General features: G+C 70.9%; 16 protein-coding genes and 2 pseudogenes. 15 read left to right on the forward strand and 3 right to left on the reverse strand.

Translation table 11 applies throughout. The features are described 5' to 3' along the window. Position 1: 1 nt before the first annotated feature. The 11 genes and pseudogenes from ACSMXO_RS24590 to ACSMXO_RS24640 all read left to right on the forward strand — a co-directional run bounded on the left by ACSMXO_RS24590 (position 2) and on the right by ACSMXO_RS24640 (position 7,427). On the forward strand, positions 2 to 940 hold the full coding sequence (locus ACSMXO_RS24590) for an ABC transporter permease (protein ID WP_455413945.1): 939 nt from the start codon (positions 2 to 4) through the stop codon (positions 938 to 940). A 2-nt stretch (positions 941 to 942) separates the two neighbouring features. Next, positions 943 to 1,833, forward strand: a complete 891-nt coding sequence (locus tag ACSMXO_RS24595; protein ID WP_455413946.1) for an ABC transporter permease — start codon at positions 943 to 945, stop codon at positions 1,831 to 1,833. Beyond that, a complete protein-coding gene (locus ACSMXO_RS24600) occupies positions 1,833 to 3,473 on the forward strand; it encodes a dipeptide ABC transporter ATP-binding protein (protein ID WP_455413947.1) in 1,641 nt (546 codons plus the stop codon). The genes ACSMXO_RS24595 and ACSMXO_RS24600 overlap by 1 nt, the downstream gene beginning before the upstream one ends. A gap of 77 nt (positions 3,474 to 3,550) precedes the next feature. Then, positions 3,551 to 3,805 carry a hypothetical protein gene (locus tag ACSMXO_RS24605; protein WP_455413948.1) on the forward strand — a complete coding sequence of 85 codons (255 nt, stop codon included), beginning with the start codon at positions 3,551 to 3,553 and terminating at the stop codon, positions 3,803 to 3,805. Between the two features lie 2 nt (positions 3,806 to 3,807). Then, a complete protein-coding gene (locus ACSMXO_RS24610; RefSeq protein ID WP_455413949.1) occupies positions 3,808 to 5,214 on the forward strand; it encodes an NtaA/DmoA family FMN-dependent monooxygenase in 1,407 nt (468 codons plus the stop codon). Further along, entirely contained in the window at positions 5,211 to 6,278 is a 1,068-nt protein-coding gene (locus ACSMXO_RS24615) for an LLM class flavin-dependent oxidoreductase (RefSeq protein WP_346263110.1), read from the forward strand. Before ACSMXO_RS24610 ends, ACSMXO_RS24615 begins: the two co-directional genes overlap by 4 nt. Positions 6,279 to 6,311: 33 nt before the next feature. Then, the gene (locus tag ACSMXO_RS24620; protein WP_455419305.1) at positions 6,312 to 6,479 is read left to right on the forward strand and encodes an LLM class flavin-dependent oxidoreductase; all 168 of its coding nucleotides are present in this window, start codon (positions 6,312 to 6,314) and stop codon (positions 6,477 to 6,479) included. 29 nt (positions 6,480 to 6,508) lie between these two features. Further along, a pseudogene (locus ACSMXO_RS24625) lies at positions 6,509 to 6,589 on the forward strand (hypothetical protein); the annotation flags it as partial. Between the two features lie 330 nt (positions 6,590 to 6,919). After that, positions 6,920 to 7,129, forward strand: a pseudogene (locus tag ACSMXO_RS24630) (LLM class flavin-dependent oxidoreductase); the annotation flags it as partial. Next, positions 7,086 to 7,232 carry a hypothetical protein gene (locus ACSMXO_RS24635; protein WP_346263123.1) on the forward strand — a complete coding sequence of 49 codons (147 nt, stop codon included), beginning with the start codon at positions 7,086 to 7,088 and terminating at the stop codon, positions 7,230 to 7,232. The pseudogene ACSMXO_RS24630 and the gene ACSMXO_RS24635, both read left to right, overlap by 44 nt. 21 nt (positions 7,233 to 7,253) lie before the next feature. Further along, positions 7,254 to 7,427 carry a hypothetical protein gene (locus ACSMXO_RS24640; RefSeq protein WP_346263122.1) on the forward strand — a complete coding sequence of 58 codons (174 nt, stop codon included), beginning with the start codon at positions 7,254 to 7,256 and terminating at the stop codon, positions 7,425 to 7,427. A gap of 270 nt (positions 7,428 to 7,697) precedes the next feature. Here ACSMXO_RS24640 and ACSMXO_RS24645 read toward each other — a convergent pair whose 3' ends face one another. Beyond that, positions 7,698 to 7,853 carry a sigma factor-like helix-turn-helix DNA-binding protein gene (locus ACSMXO_RS24645; RefSeq protein ID WP_455413950.1) on the reverse strand — a complete coding sequence of 52 codons (156 nt, stop codon included), beginning with the start codon at positions 7,851 to 7,853 and terminating at the stop codon, positions 7,698 to 7,700. 467 nt (positions 7,854 to 8,320) lie between these two features. Further along, complete coding sequence (locus tag ACSMXO_RS24650; protein ID WP_455413951.1) at positions 8,321 to 8,521, reverse strand: hypothetical protein; 201 nt, start codon at positions 8,519 to 8,521, stop codon at positions 8,321 to 8,323. A 584-nt stretch (positions 8,522 to 9,105) separates the two neighbouring features. On the opposite strand from ACSMXO_RS24650, the gene ACSMXO_RS24655 reads away from it, so the two are divergent. The 4 genes from ACSMXO_RS24655 to ACSMXO_RS24670 all read left to right on the forward strand — a co-directional run bounded on the left by ACSMXO_RS24655 (position 9,106) and on the right by ACSMXO_RS24670 (position 12,728). Then, the gene (locus ACSMXO_RS24655; RefSeq protein ID WP_455413952.1) at positions 9,106 to 9,453 is read left to right on the forward strand and encodes an AbrB/MazE/SpoVT family DNA-binding domain-containing protein; all 348 of its coding nucleotides are present in this window, start codon (positions 9,106 to 9,108) and stop codon (positions 9,451 to 9,453) included. Then, the gene (locus tag ACSMXO_RS24660) at positions 9,450 to 10,271 is read left to right on the forward strand and encodes a tyrosine-type recombinase/integrase (protein WP_455413953.1); all 822 of its coding nucleotides are present in this window, start codon (positions 9,450 to 9,452) and stop codon (positions 10,269 to 10,271) included. Before ACSMXO_RS24655 ends, ACSMXO_RS24660 begins: the two co-directional genes overlap by 4 nt. 334 nt (positions 10,272 to 10,605) lie before the next feature. Beyond that, positions 10,606 to 11,280: a response regulator transcription factor gene (locus ACSMXO_RS24665; RefSeq protein WP_455413954.1), complete on the forward strand. Its 675-nt coding sequence runs from the start codon at positions 10,606 to 10,608 to the stop codon at positions 11,278 to 11,280. Beyond that, positions 11,277 to 12,728, forward strand: coding sequence for a HAMP domain-containing sensor histidine kinase (locus ACSMXO_RS24670; protein WP_455413955.1), 1,452 nt, complete (start codon positions 11,277 to 11,279; stop codon positions 12,726 to 12,728). Before ACSMXO_RS24665 ends, ACSMXO_RS24670 begins: the two co-directional genes overlap by 4 nt. Before the next feature lie 206 nt (positions 12,729 to 12,934). Here the strand turns inward: ACSMXO_RS24670 and ACSMXO_RS24675 are convergent, their stop codons facing one another. After that, complete coding sequence (locus tag ACSMXO_RS24675) at positions 12,935 to 15,082, reverse strand: MMPL family transporter (protein WP_455413956.1); 2,148 nt, start codon at positions 15,080 to 15,082, stop codon at positions 12,935 to 12,937. Positions 15,083 to 15,199 lie beyond the last annotated feature (117 nt).

A 15,199-nucleotide genomic window follows, 5' to 3' on the forward strand; every position in this document is an offset into this window, starting at 1 on the left:
GATGGACCAGGTACGGCGACTGCGCCCGGTGCTCCGCCGGTTGACCTCGGCGGTGGTGGTGCTCTGGGCGGCCGCCACCGCAGCCTACCTCGCCCTGGTCCTCGCCCCCGGCGACACGGTGGACAGCATCATCGGCGACGGCGCGGACAGCCCGCAGATCCGGGCCCAGGTCATCGCCGAGTGGGGACTGGACCGGCCGGCACTGGTGCAGTACCTCGACTACCTGGCGCGGCTGGCCGGCGGCGACCTCGGCCGGTCGTACCTGCTCCAGCGGCCGGTCACCGAGGTGATCGGGGCGCAGGTCTGGCCGACGGTGAAGCTCGCCGTGGCCGCGGCCGGCCTCGGCGTCGGGCTGGCCCTGCTCGCCGCGGTCGTCACGGGCGGTGGGCGACGGCCATGGCTGCGCCGGGCCACCTCGACCGCCGAACTGGTGCTGGTCTCCACCCCGGCGTTCCTGACCGGCATCATGCTGCTCAGCGTGCTGTCGTTCCGGTTCGGACTGTTCCCGGTCGCCGGCGACCAGGGGCCGACCGCCCTGGTCCTGCCGGCGGTCACCCTGGCCCTGCCGATCGCCGGACTCCTCGGCCAAGTGCTCCGGGACGGCCTGGACCGGGCCCTGGACGAGCCGTTCGTGGTCACCGCCCGCTCGCGTGGCGTGCGGGAGCGGGCGCTGCTGCTGCGGCACGTGCTGCGGCACGCCCTGCTGCCCGCGGTGACCCTGGCCGGTTGGCTGTTCGGGATCCTGCTGGGCGGCTCGGTCATCGTCGAGCAGGTCTTCGGCCGGCCGGGACTGGGTCAGGTGACCCTGGCGGCCGTGTCCGGCAAGGACATGCCGGTCGTACTGGCGGTGGTGGTCCTCTCCGCGGCCGCCTACGTACTGGTCAACACCATGGCCGACCTGGCCTACCTGCTCATCGACCCCCGGCTGCGAAGGAGCTGACGATGACGGTGACCATCGACGGCGTGGCGCTGTCCACCGCCATCACCAACCGGTCCTCGTCGCCGCCCCAGGCCGACCGACGCCGGATCGCGCTCCGGCCCGGCCTGGTCGCCGCCGCCGCGTTCCTGGCCGTGGCGCTGGTCGCGGCGCTCTGGCCAGCGGCACTCCTCGCCGGGGACCCGTTGGCGGCCGATCCGTTCGCCGTGCTGCGCCCGCCGAGCGGAGCACATTGGTTCGGCACCGACCACCTCGGCCGCGACCTCTACGCCCGGGTGGTGCACGGGGCCCGACACTCGCTGACCATCGGCGCCGCGGCGACCACAATCGCGGTGGCCGCCGGCCTGTTGCTCGGGGTGGTCGCGGGCATGGCCACGCGGCTCGCCGATGAGGCGCTGAGCCGCTCGTTCGACGCGCTCTCGGCGTTCCCGACGCTCCTGCTGGCGCTGCTGTTCATCGCCATCGCCCGCCCGGGCACGGTCAGCCTGATCGCGGCGATCGGCATCGCCACCCTCCCGCACTACGCCCGGGTCGTCCGGGCGCAGACCCTGGTGGTCCGCCGTGCCGGGTACGTCGAACAGGCCGTCGCCTTCGGCCTGTCCAGCACTCGGCTCGTGCTGCGGCACGTCCTGCCGAACGTCATCGCCCCGATCCCGGTACTCGCGGTGATCGGCCTGGGCGAGGCGATCCTGGCGGCGTCCGGGCTGAGTTTCCTCGGCATGGGTCCCCAGCCGCCGTCACCGGAATGGGGCACGATGCTCTCCGAGTCCCGGGCCTACCTGCGGATCGCCTGGTGGACGGCGATACTACCGGGGGTAGCGGTGACGCTGACCGTCATCTCGCTGACCGTGCTGGGCCGTCGGCTCCAGCGCCGCTTCGACGGGCGGGACGCCTGATGGCCCCGCTGGTGGCGGTCGAGGACCTGCACGTCACCTTCCGCACCGCGCGGCGGGACGTCCCGGCCGTCCGGGGAGTCAGCTTCACGGTCGACCCGGGCGAGTGCCTGGCGATCGTCGGGGAGTCCGGCTCCGGAAAAAGCGTCACCGCCCGTACCCTGGTCGGGCTCGCCGGTGCCGGGGCGCGGATCCGGGCCGAGCGGCTCGAACTGGCCGGTGCCGACCTCCGCCAGTACGACGAGCAGCGCTGGCGGCGGGTGCGGGGCCGGGTGGCCGGCCTCGTCCTGCAGGACGCGCTGGTGTCGCTGGACCCGCTGCGTACCGTCGGTGCGGAGATCGCCGAGGTGCTGCGCACCCACGACCTGGTACGCCGTACCGAGCGGGCCGGACGAACGGAGTACCTGCTGGACCAGGTGCACGTGCCGGAGCCGGCCCGCCGGGCCCGGCAGTATCCCCACCAGCTCTCCGGCGGCCTGCGCCAGCGCGCGCTGATCGCCTCCGCCATCGCCGGCGAGCCGGCGCTGCTGATCGCCGACGAGCCGACCACCTCGCTGGACGTCACGGTGCAGGCCCAGATCCTGCGGCTGCTCGCAGAGCGCCGTGACGCGGGCACCGGCTTGCTGCTGATCAGCCACGACCTCGCGGTCGTGTCGCAGATCGCGGATCGGGTGCTTGTGATGCGGAACGGTGAGATCGTAGACCGAGGTCGCACCGACGAGCTGCTGCACACGTCCCGCCACCCGTACACCCGGCAGTTGCTCGACGCGGTGCCGTCGGCTTCCTCCCGCGGTCGCCGGCTGGCGGCGCCGGTACGGGTCCGGGACGGCTGCGCGGTCCCGACCCGGGTCCGGGATGAGCTGCCGGCTCGGACGGTGGAGCCGAACGACCGGGTGATCGAGGCAACCGCCCTGAACAAGCGGTACGGGTCGCACCAGGTGGTCCGGGACGTCTCCCTGACCATCGCCCGGGGCGAAACCGTCGGTCTGGTCGGCGAATCCGGGTCGGGCAAGACTACGGTCGCGCGGCTTCTCTTCGGCCTGCTCGCCCCGGACACCGGCACAGTCAGCTTCTGCGGCCGGCCCTGGACCGACGTACCGGAACGGGAGCGCCGCCCGCTGCGGCGCCGACTGCAACTGGTCTCCCAGGACCCGCTCGGCTCGTTCGATCCCCGCTACTCGGTGGCCCGGATCGTCGCCGAGGGCCTGGACCGGACGGTCGATCGGGCCGACCGACGGGAACGGGTGGTCGGGCTCCTCGACCGGGTCGGGCTGGGGCCTGAAGTGCTGGACCGCCACCCCCGGCAGCTCTCCGGCGGTCAGCGGCAGCGGGTAGCGATAGCCCGGGCCATCGCCGCGCGCCCCAGCCTGATCATCTGTGACGAACCGGTCTCCGCTCTGGACGTCTCGGTCCAGGCCCAGGTGCTCGACCTGCTGGCGGAGATCCGCGCCGTCGATGGGACCGCGCTGCTGTTCATCTCGCACGACCTCGGGGTGGTGCACCACCTCAGCGACCGGGTCCTGGTCATGCACGAGGGCGCCGTGGTGGAACAGGGACCGGTCGGCGACGTCTTCAACTATCCCCGCCACGACTACACGAGGTCCCTGCTCGACGCGCTGCCCAGGCTCGTCACCGCGGGTTGAGCAAGGTCGCCCCGGCTGACCAACGACACTGCCGGCCGGCCTGCATCAGCACCGGCTGACCACACGGGAGGAAGCCCATGCCCCGACCATTCCTGCAGCTCGCCGTCGCCTTCGACGCGCTCGGCTGGCATCCCGCCGCCTGGCGGCGCTCCGCCCTCGACGCCAAGGCGCTCTGGTCCGGGTCCCACTGGGCCGGCCTGGTCGCCGAGGCGGAGCGCGGACTTCTCGACTTCGTCACCTTCGGCCTGCCCCGACCGGCGAACCGGTATGCGCCGACACCCGACCAGGACCGGTCCCCGTCCGTTGCCGCGCCCCTGGCGAACCGGAGGTAGCCATGCCCAAGCAGATCATCCTCGCCGCGCACTTCCCCGGAGTGAACAACCAGACGGTGTGGAGCGATCCGGCCGCCGGCAGCCAGATCGACTTCGCCTCCTTCGTCCACCTGGCCCGCACCGCAGAACCCGGCAAGTTCGACTTCTTCTACCTCGCCGAAGGGCTGCGGCTGCGCGAGCAGCGGGGAAAGATCTACGACCTGGACGTGGTCGGCCGGCCGGACAGTCTCACCGTGCGGGCCGGGCTGGCCGCCGTCACCACGCACCTCGGGCTGGCCGGCACCATGAACGCCACCTTCCGGGAGTCGTACGAGTTGGCCCGGCAGTTGGCCACCCTCGACCACCTCTCCGGCGGGCGGGCCGCCTGGAACGTGGTCACCTCCTCGAACGCCTTCACTGGGGAGAACTTCCGCCGTGGCGGCTTCCTCGACTACTCGCAGCGCTACCAGCGGGCCGCAGAGTTCGTCCGGGCCGCCCGGCTGCTCTGGGACTCCTGGCCGGCGGACGCGGTCGTCGGCGACCGGGAGACCGGCCGGTTCGTCCGGTCGCCGGACCCGGGCGCCTTCGCCCACCACGGAGGGCACTTCGAGATCGCGGGGCACTTCACCGTGCCGCGCAGCCCGCAGGGGCACCCGGTGATCATCCAGGCCGGCGACTCGTCCGAGGGACGGGAGTTCGCCGCCGCCGACGCCGATGCGATCTTCTCCCGGCACGGCACCCTGGAGTCCGGCCAGGCGTTCTACGCCGACGTGAAGTCCCGGCTGACCCGCTACGGCCGGTTACCCGACGACGTGAAGATCATCCCGGACGTGACCTTCGTGCTCGGCGACACCGACACGGAGGCGGAGGCGGAGGCGCGCGCCCACGACATCCGCCGCCAACAGGTCAGCCCGCAGACCGCGATCCTGCTGCTTGAACAGCTGTGGAACCGGGACCTGTCCGGGTACGACCCCGAGGGCCCGCTGCCGGCCGAGGACCCAGACGTCTCGGACTCCGCCATCATCCAGGGCCGGGCCCGGATGTACGACGACACGGTGGGAACCGTGCGCCGGTGGCGGGCGCTGGCTGCCGAGAAGGGGCTCGGCATCCGCGACCTGATCATCGAGGTGACCGGCCGGCAGTCGGTCATCGGCACCCCGGCCCGGGTAGCCGAGGAGATGAACCACTTCGTCCAGTCCGACGCGGCCGACGGGTTCATCCTGGCACCGCACCTGACGCCCGGTGGTCTGGACGACTTCGTCGACCGGGTGGTGCCACTATTGCAGGAACACGGCGTGCTCCGCGCCAACTACACGACTACCACCCTGCGCGGTCATCTCGGCCTCGGCCCGCCCCGCGCCGTCGGCCCGCCTCGCCCCGTCGGCCCGCCGCGTCTCCGGCCCGACGCGGAACGAAAGGTGCTGGCATGAACTTCCTGCTAATCACCCTGATCACCCACCTGCCCGACCCGGTCACCGGCCGACAGCCGTCGACCACCGAGCGGTTCCGGGAGGTGGTCGACGGCGCGGTGCTCGCCGAGGAACTGGGCTTCGACGGGTACGGCGTCGGCGAGCGCCACGAGCGCCCGTTCATCTCGTCCTCACCTCCGGTGGTGCTCAGCCACATCGCCGCGAAGACCTCCCGGATCCGGCTGTTCACCGCGGTCACCACGCTCAGCCTGCTCGACCCGGTCCGGGCGTACGAGGACTATGCGACCCTGGACCACCTCTCCGGCGGCCGGCTGGAACTGATCATCGGCAAGGGCAACGGGGCGGCCCAGGCGCAGCTGTTCCACGTCACCACCGAGGACCAGTGGGACCGCAACCGAGAGGGCTACGAACTGTTCCGGAGACTCTGGCGGGAGGAAAAGGTCACCTGGTCCGGCCGGTTCCGTCCGCCGTTGACCGAGGCGGAGACCTGGCCTCGGCCGCTGCAACAGCCGATCCGGGTGTGGCATGGGAGCGCCACCAGCCGCGACTCCGTCGACCTGGCTGCCCGTTACGGCGATCCGCTCTTCTCCGCGAACGTGACCAACCCGATCGAGCCGTACGCCGAACTGATCCGCTACTACCGGGAGCGCTGGGCGCACTACGGCCACGACCCGGCCGATGCCCTGGTCGGCGCCGGTACGGCTGGGTACTACGCCGCGCGGACCTCGCAGCAGGCGATCGCCACCTACCGGCCGATCTTCCAGGCCCGGCTCGCCACCTTCCGCCGGCTCGGCATCGAGCCGGTCTTCCCCACCCTCGAGGACGCGCTCGAACGCAGCTCGATCCTGGTCGGCAGCCCACAGCAGATCGTGGACAAGGTGCTGCGCTACCACGAGCGGTTCGGACACGAGGTGATCCACCTGACCGCCGATCGCGACGGGCTGACCGAGCGGCAGCACCGGCAGACCCTCGAACTGTTCCAGGCCGAGATCGCCCCGGTGTTGCGCCGGAGGATTCCCAGCCGCCCCTTCGGCCGCTCAGCGCCGGCCGCCGTCACGACCTGACTGGACCGGGAGGTATCGACGTCATCGACACCACTGTCCGTACTCGACCTCGCCCCCGTGCCCGGCGGCGGCACGGTCCAGGAGGCTCTGCACAACACCCTCGACCTGGCCCGCCATGCAGAGCAGTTCGGCTATCGGCGCTACTGGCTCGCCGAGCACCACTGCACCGCCGGGGTGGCAGCTCGGCGCCGGCGGTCCTGATCGGACAGGTCGCGGCCGCGAGCAGCCGGATCCGGGTCGGCTCGGGTACTGCACAACCGGGGCACCAGACGACGCTGGCGGTCGTCGAGCAGTTCGGTACGCTCGACGCCCTCTTCCCCGGCCCGATCGACCTCGGCCTCGGGCGTTCCGGACAGCGGCAGGCCGAGGCGGCCCGGGAGCTGGCGGCGGACAGCCCGCCGCCATCACCCGCCGCGGCCCGGGTGGTGGACGGGCTGCTCATCCCGCCGCCGCCCTCGTTCGCCAAGCTGATCGCCTCGCCCCGGTTCGCGCTCCACGCGGCGCTGCTGTAACAGCCTGGCGCCCAGTCGCCAGACTTCGCCGAACAGGTCGGCGACATCCTGGCCCTGCTGCGGGGGGACTAGCACGACGCCTCGGGGCTGGACGCGCACGCGGTACCGGGTGAGGGCACGGATCTCCAGGTGTGGTTGCTGGGCAGCAGCGGCGGCGAAAGCGCCCGGCTCGCCGGCGAACTCGGTCTGCCGTTCGCCGCCAACTACCACGCCAGTCCCGCCACTGTGCTGGAGGCGGTACAGGCGTACCGGGCCGCCTTCCGGCCCGGACCCGTGCTCGCCGAGCCGTACGTCGTTGTCTCGGCGGACGTGGTCGTGGCCGGCGACGACGAATCAGCGCGGACCGCTGGCCGCGCCGTTCGCGCTCTGGGTCCGCGGCATCCGCAGCGGGAACGGCGCGATCCCGTACCCCACCCCCGAGTACGCCGCCGACCAGGTATGAAGCGCCGAGGATCACGACCTGGTGGCCGACCGGGTCGCCACCCAGTTCGTCGGCTCCCCCGCCACCGTCGCGGCGAAGCTGCGGATCCTGCACAACGTCACCGGCGCCGGCGAACTGCTCGTCACCACGATCACCCATGACCACGCCGACCGGGTCGACTCGTACCGCCTGCTGGCGAAGGAGTGGTTCGCTTGACGTCCGCCCAGCCGGGCGTCGTGGCAACAGCCTCGACAACCCGGTCAGCACCGCCCGGTCAGCCGGTTCCAGATCCAGCCGGCGTACCTGCCGCCGTAACACGGCGACCTGATGCCGCAGCACAGCAACCTCGATCGCGTTGGCGTGCCCACTGCGGGCCAACAGGATGATCAGCTGCAGTGCCTGACGAAGAATCAGGTAGCCGAACGACAGAATCATGACCGGCGGCATCCCGCCATCCATCGATCCCACAGCGGACAAAAGCGCACATCAGCGCCTACAGCCGAGTTTCCGAACGGTACAGGCTGCGGGGCTCTTGCCGACGGCGGCCGCGATCTCGTCGCCGCTGACATCGAAGGCCTCCCGCAGCACGAAGACGGCGCGCTCGGTCGGTGACAGCGTCTCCAGGACGATCATGAGCCCCATCGACACACTCTCGGCTCTCGGCGAGGTCGACGTCCTCGGCATCGTCCGGCGCGGTGAGCAGCGGATCGGGCAGCCGGGGGCCGACGAAGGCCTCCGTGCGGCGTTTCATCGCGCGCAGCCGGTTGAGCGACTGCCGGGTGGTGTCCGGACCAGGTAGGCGCAGTGTCGTTTTGGCGCGAGTGATCCGAAGCAGAGCCGCCCCGGCGGCGACGACCAGGGCCGACCGGCCCGCTACGCCCGGCCAGGTCGACGCCGTCCGCACCGAACTCGGCCTCGACGCCCACGCCCCGCTGCGGTACCTGCCATGGCTCACCCGACGACTGCGGGGGGTCGTTACGAACGAACATACCGACGCGAACGGAGACCGCGGGCCGGGGTGAGCACCACGCTGGGGCTGGCGGCCGGCTCCGCCGTACTGACCCTTGTGGTCGGCACTGAACACCGAGGCGCCCGACCACCACCACGAATCAACAGTCGACAACCTTGCCGATATCTACAACGCCAGCGAAAGCCTTCGGTGTTTCCGGAAGCAACACGTCCCGGTCCCGGAGATCCAGCAGGCGATGCTGCACGACGACCCCGAAGATGTCCAGGCAAACACCAAGATTGAAAGTATCCGCCTCGCAATCCGCTCTGGCGTCACACTCCCCGGAGTCGTCTTCGTACACAACCCAGCGGATCGTAGTCCTTTGCCACGCCAAGGCGGGCGTTACATCGGCTCCTACCACCTACTCGAAGGCATGCACCGTTACACTGCTACACACCGCGACGAGGCGCCGCAGATCTATGCGTGGGTGGCTCATCTGGGATGTTGCGGGGGACCACAGGCTGACCTTGAGGACGAGCCGCTCAAGGCATGAAATGCGTCCGGCGCTCGGCACTGTGAGGCATGCCCGACAGATCCGAACGCCGCGGGCCACACAAAATCGGAGTCGATTCTTTTCGCTACGTAAGCATCAATTCCTCGCGCAGGACAAACATGTAGTCAAGGTCCAACTCGGGCCTCGGACACAGATTTTTTCACCGGTGCGCAGTCCCCGTGTGGGTGTTCAAGTCCCCTTGAACACCCAGTTTTCCGTCTTCCATCACTGTGGGTAACCACCGCGCAAGGGCGGGGGTGGTCGCGATGACCGCCTCCGTGCCGCCGGTAGTTCCCAAGCCGACCTCCCGAGGCGCCGCTGCTGACCCAGGGCCGCTGGGTCGGGCACGACGACCGCTTCCCGTGCCAGCCTCGGATTCCCACTTCGCACGAGTGACCGGCACCGTCTACGCGTTGAGCGCGGTAGGCAGGAGCGGCCGGGTCGCTGATCGCAGCATCGTCCAGGTACTTGGTTGGGTACCGGGTACCCGCCTGGACGTACGCGAACGGGCCGGGATCATCGTGGTCCGCACGGCCGCCGATGGTGTGCACCGCGTCGACGACCGCGGTCACCTGTTCCTGCCGGGGGCGGTGCGTCGCTGGTGCCGACTCACCGCCGGGGACCGTGTCCTGCTTGCCGCCGACTCCGCCACCGGTGTGCTGATGGCGCATCCCCTGGCGACGCTCGACCGAATCCTGGCTGGCGTGCACGAAACCGTGGCGGGAGGTGAGGTGGCGTGAGCCAGAGCATCGCCGGCCGGCCCGAGTTGGAGGCCGCCCGGCTGCTGCTTGAGCGGATGGGCATCTCCCCCGCCGACCTGCTCGAAGTACGGCCGGCCCGTCCGGCGGCTCCGACGTTCGCCGAGTACGTGCCGGTCGTCGCCGGCTCGGTGTCGCCCGGCACCCGCAGGGCGTACGGCACGTACTGGAACCGGGTGGTGCAGGCATGGGCTGACCGTCGCATCGACGAACCCCGTCCTTCCGAGATCGAGCAGCTACGCGCCCAGGTGCAGGCCAACGTGGTGGCGCGACGCAACAACCGGGGCGGCCGGTCCGCAGCCGAGCACGTGGTGGCCGCGCTGCGCTGCCTGTACCGGCGGGCGGTCGCGGACGGGTACCTGGACGCGGCTGACAACCCGGCGTTGAAGGTGAACAAGCCGCGCCGCCTGCCCAGCACCAGGCGGGCGATCGGCGACGCCCGCCTGGCGGAGATCAACGAGGTGGCGGTCAGCACGGGCGATGACCCGGGCCTGGACAGTCTGCTGATCCGGCTGCACACCGAGACCGCCTGCCGCCGCGCCGGTGCGCTGGCGCTGCGCCCACGGGACCTGGACACCGACGAGTGTCTGATCTTCCTGCGAGAGAAAGGCGGCACGTCCCGCTGGCAGCCGGTCTCCCCCACGTTGATGCGGCACCTCCTGGCGCATCACGCGGAACGGGGTGACGGCGACCGCGACGGCAGCCTGCTGCGCTACCGCGACGGTCGCCCGTTGACCTACCGACGGTACGACCATCTGTGGGCGCGCATCGGGCAGCACCTGCGGTGGGTACACACCTAGCAGATCAGTACGCACTGGCTGCGGCACACCACGCTGACGTGGGTGGAGCGCACCCATGGTCATGCTGTGGCCCGCGCCTACGCTGGCCACACCGACGGCGGCGGGAGTGGAGCGACGGCCACTTATGTGCGGGCGACGCTGCAGGAGGTCGCGGCCGCGTTGGCTGCGTTGACCGGCGAGGACCATCCGCTCGCCCCGGAAGTCTAGATCGTTTGGTGGCCTCCCTCGGTCTCACGAGGGAGGCCACCGATTTCATCTAATCCTGGCCTCAGGTTGATCGGGCAGGATGAGCGGAAAAGCATCGACTGGAGAGGGGCGGGCCGGCGTGCGAATCATGATCGCGGATGACGAGGCGGCCATCCGTGAGTCGCTGGAGCGGGTGCTCCAGGTCGAGGGTTACGACACCAGCACCGTCGCCAACGGTCTCGCCGTGCTCGACGGGGTCGGTGGTGACGCGCCGGATCTGCTGATCCTCGACGTGATGATGCCCCGCCTCGGCGGGTTGGAGACCTGCCGGCGGTTGCGGGCGGCGGGTCGGGATCTGCCGGTGCTGATGCTGACCGCCCGGGATCAGGTCTCCGACCGGGTCGCGGGGCTGGACGCGGGCGCCGACGACTATCTGCCCAAGCCGTTCGCCACCGAGGAGTTGCTGGCCCGGGTCCGGGCTCTGCTGCGCCGCCGCGCGCCGGGCGACGACGAGTCGCAACTCCTGACGTTCGCCGACGTCCGGCTGGATCCCGACAGGTTCGAGGCGTGGCGGGGTGGGCGGCCGCTGCACCTGACCCGGACCGAGTTCTCCCTGCTGCAGGTCCTCGTGCGCAACGCGACCCGGGTGTTGACCCGTGACGCGCTGTTCGAGGCGATCTGGGGCTTCGACATGAGCACCACCGCCAACAACCTCCAGGTGTACGTGAGCTACCTGCGCCGCAAGATGGAGGCCGAGGGTGAGCCGCGATTGATCTACACGCTGCGCGGCTTGGGATACACGTTGCGGGAGACTCCTCCGTGAGCAGGCCCGCCGGCCGGGAACCGCGCAGGCTGACCCGATGGTGGCGCCGGCGGTCCCTGCGGACCAGGCTGACGGTGATCGCGGCGACGGCCATCGCGGTCAGCGTGTTCGTGGCCTTGCAGGTGGCCATCGAGCTGCTGGACTGGGAGCTGCAGGACAGCGCGGAGGATCAGCTGCGCGCCGACTCCCGCGTCCTGGCGACGAACGCGGAGCGCGCCGGTCTGGCGCAGGTCCAGCTACCGCCGTATCCCGGATCCGGTCGGCTGGTGCGGGTCATCCTGCCCGACGGCTCGACCCGGACGCCGGCCGGCCAACCCGCGCTGCCCCCGGTCAGCGAGGACGCCGGGCGCGTGGCGCAGGGCGCGTCGGCCGACCTGATGGAGTCGAACGACAGCGACGACGACGGCTACCTCATCTACACGCTGCGGGCGGGCGACGGCGGGGTCCAGGTGGCCCGCGTCACCGACGACAGCCCGATCAACCAGTTCGGGTTGGGCATGCTGCTGATCGGGCTGCTCTGCGTGGTCGGGGGCGCCCTTGTCGGGCGGACCGTGGCGCGGACCGGGCTGGCACCGATCGACCGGCTGACCGCCGCTGCGGTCCGTGTCGCGCACACCCAGGATCTCGACGCCGACATCCCGGATGAGGGCGGTGGGGAGATCCGGCGGCTGATCCAGTCGATCAACGACATGCTCGCCGCGCTCCGGGACTCCCGTCGGGCCCAGCGGCTGCTCGCCGAGGACGCCGCCCACGAGCTCAAGACCCCGCTCACCAGCCTGCGCCTCAACGTCGAACTGCTGATCCGGCTCGATCGGCGCGGCACCCTGGACAGCGCACTGCCGACGGAGAGCCGGACCCGGCTGCTCAACGATCTCGGCGCCCAGGTGGCCGAGTTGAGCACCCTTGCCGCCGAGCTGACCGACCTGGCGCGCGGTGACGTCAGCGACGAGAGCACCGAACTGCTCGACCTCGCCGACGTGGTGGTGGCCGCCGCGACCCGGGCGCGTTCCCGCGTGCCCGACATCGAGGTCGCGCTCGACGTGACCTCCGTGTGGGTGAGCGGGCGTCCCGCTGCGCTCCAGCGGGCGGTGCTCAACCTCATCGACAACGCCGGCAAATGGTCTCCCGCGGACCAGCCTGTCCAGGTCCGGCTCCTCGCCGAGGGCGCGTCGGCGGTGCTCGACGTCGACGACGCCGGGCCCGGCATCGACGCCGCCGACGTGCCGCGGGTGTTCGACCGGTTCTACCGTGCCGACAGCGCCCGGGCGCTGCCGGGATCCGGCCTCGGGCTGTCGATCGTGCAGCGGGTCGTCGACGCCCACGGCGGCCGGGTCACCGTCGCCCGCTCCGCACGCGGTGGCACGCTGCTGCGGGTCGACCTTCCGGCCGCGGCCCCGCCCGCCCCGATCGCGCGGCCCACCGCCGGCGAGGACACCGCGGTGCGCTGACCCGCCCCGGCGGCGCGGCGCAGGACAAGGGACGGCGGCCCTCGGGCATGGCCCCGCGCGGCTCACCGTCCCGGCAGGAAACCGCGGTGCGCCGACCCCAGCCCCGGCCGCACGGCGCAGGCCCAAAGGGCGGCGAGTGTCGGGCCCATGAAAAGATCCGGGACGGGCCTAAGTCCCCGTCCCGGATCTCGTCCGTGCCGCCGCGCTCACCGTTGCAGCGCGAGCTCCTCATCGTCCACGAGCGGCCGTTGACCGTCCGGCGGCTCCACCGGTCGGGACAGCCGGCTCGGCCACCACATCCGCCGGCTGATCAGCAGGGTGAGGGCGGGCACCAGGACCGACCGCACCAGCAGGGCGTCGAGCAGCACGCCGAAGGCGACCAGGAACCCGACCTCGATCAGCATCACCAGCGGAAGTGTGGCGAGGACCGCGAACGTGGCCGCCAGGACCAGGCCTGCCGAGGTGATGACGCCACCGGTGGCGGAGAGGGCTTTGAGCATGCCGTCTCTGGTGCCGAGACGCACGGTCTCCTCCCGGGCCCGGCTGGCCAGGAAGATGTTGTAGTCGACGCCGAGCGCCACCAGGAACAGGAATGCCAGCAGCGGCACCGAATAGTCGATACCCTTGAACCCGAGGATCGTGTCGAAGACGAACACGCTGCCGCCGAAGGCTGCGGCGAATGAGACGATCACGGTTGCCATCAGGACCAGCGGGGCCACGATCGCTCGGAGCAGCAGCCCGAGGACGATCAGGACGACGGTGAGCACCAGCGGGATCACCAGCTTCTCGTCGCGGCTGGTGGTGACCTCGGTGTCGAGGTTCTCCGCGCTCGGCCCGCCGACGATCGCCTCCGCCCCGCTCACCGCGTGCACGGCGGTGCGCACCCGCTTGATCGTGTCGTACTCCGCGGTGGAGTCCGGCGCGTCCGTCGGGAACACGGAGATGTCGGCCCAGCCACCGCTGGTCTGGCCCGGGATGGCCTCTGCCACACCGCGGGTGCCCTTGACGATGTCGAGCACCCGCTCCTGGTACGCCGGCCGCGTGAAGATCGTCATCGGCTGGCCGCCGAGCTCCGGGAAGTGCTGGCGGAGAACGGTGAAGCCGGTGACCGATTCCGGCGCGGACAGGAACTGGTCCTGCTCCCGCAGGGCGCCGGTGTTGCCCGCCAGCCCGATGGCGAGAACACCCATAATTCCGAGCGAGCTGAGCGTCGCCACCCACCGGCGGCGGCTGATGGCGGTGCCGAGCCGTCCCCACAGCCCCGGCTTCTCCTCCACTGCCGTGCTGAACCGCGGGATGGCCGGCCAGAAGATCCGCCTGCCGAGCACCACGAGCACCGCCGGGAACAGCGTCAGCATGGCGATCAGCGCGCACAGGATGCCGGCCGCACCGATCGGGCCCAACCCGCTGGTGCTGTTCAGGTCCGCGACGAGCAGGCAGAGCAGGCCGGCGACCACGGTGGCCGCGGATGCGACGATGGCCGGCGCCGCGCCGCGTAGCGCGTGGACCATCGCAACCCGGACGTTCTCGTGGTGGTGCAGTGCCTCCCGGTACCGGGCGATGAGCAACAGCGCGTAGTCCGTGCCGACGCCGAACACCAGGATCGTCAGCAGCGCCGAGTTCTGGTCGTTGACCACGATGCCGAAGCCCTTGACGAGCAGGTAGACGGTCGCCATCGCAGTCAGTGCGGCCGCGCCCACGACCACCAGCGGGATCAACCACAACACCGGGCTGCGGTAGGTGAGAATGAGCAGGAGCGTGACGACGACGACGGTGGTGAGGAAAACCTGCAGGTCGATGCCGTCGAAGACGGCGTCCATGTCGCCGTCGACCGCGGCCGGGCCGGTCACGTCGAGTTCCAGGCCGGCGGGGCGGTCCTTCGCGGCCTCACGCAACGGGCCGACGATGGCCTCCGGTCCGCCGTAGGTCGTGCTCACATCGAGGGTGAACATCATCGCCTTGCCGTCGGTGGAGGGTCTCGTCGGTGAGTCCTCGTCGTCCTCGCCGGCCGCCGCCGTCGCCGTCGGCGGGTACCGCTTGGCAAGGGTGTTGTAGTGGCGCTCGACCGTCGCGCGGTCGGCGTCGGTCATCCCGCCGGCGCGGTGGTACACGAAAACGAACGTGTTGTCCTCACCGCCGGGCAGACTGTCCTCCAGCACCGCCACCTTTGTGGACTCGGCACTGGCCGGCAGCGTGTCCACGGCTCTGTCGGTGGTGACCGAGCTCAACTTCCCGCTCAGCGGCACCATGACCGCCGCCAGCGCCACCCACAACCCGATCACCAACCACGGCACCCACCGCCCTGCCAACCGACCGGCCGACGCTTCCCCGGACGGCGCTGCGTTGACTGCCATCACTAGCCTCCTACATACGGGTTACATCGCTTATCTGATGCCGACTTCGTACCGAGCGAACCTGAGACGACCGTTAAAACGGCACTCAGGCCGGTTGGCCGACCCAGGTGCCCAGCG

Source organism: Plantactinospora sp. DSM 117369 (assembly GCF_053764795.1).

Excerpts from the sequence above, each read along its gene's own strand:
- ACSMXO_RS24595 (WP_455413946.1), top strand. The coding sequence starts at position 943 with ATGACGGTGACCATCGACGGCGTGGCGCTGTCCACCGCCATCACCAAC.
- ACSMXO_RS24665 (WP_455413954.1), top strand. The coding sequence starts at position 10,606 with ATGATCGCGGATGACGAGGCGGCCATCCGTGAGTCGCTGGAGCGGGTG.
- ACSMXO_RS24675 (WP_455413956.1), bottom strand. The coding sequence starts at position 15,082 with ATGGCAGTCAACGCAGCGCCGTCCGGGGAAGCGTCGGCCGGTCGGTTG.
- ACSMXO_RS24605 (WP_455413948.1), top strand. The coding sequence starts at position 3,551 with ATGCCCCGACCATTCCTGCAGCTCGCCGTCGCCTTCGACGCGCTCGGC.
- ACSMXO_RS24590 (WP_455413945.1), top strand. The coding sequence starts at position 2 with ATGGACCAGGTACGGCGACTGCGCCCGGTGCTCCGCCGGTTGACCTCG.
- ACSMXO_RS24645 (WP_455413950.1), bottom strand. The coding sequence starts at position 7,853 with ATGGGGCTCATGATCGTCCTGGAGACGCTGTCACCGACCGAGCGCGCC.
- ACSMXO_RS24615 (WP_346263110.1), top strand. The coding sequence starts at position 5,211 with ATGAACTTCCTGCTAATCACCCTGATCACCCACCTGCCCGACCCGGTC.
- ACSMXO_RS24610 (WP_455413949.1), top strand. The coding sequence starts at position 3,808 with ATGCCCAAGCAGATCATCCTCGCCGCGCACTTCCCCGGAGTGAACAAC.
- ACSMXO_RS24600 (WP_455413947.1), top strand. The coding sequence starts at position 1,833 with ATGGCCCCGCTGGTGGCGGTCGAGGACCTGCACGTCACCTTCCGCACC.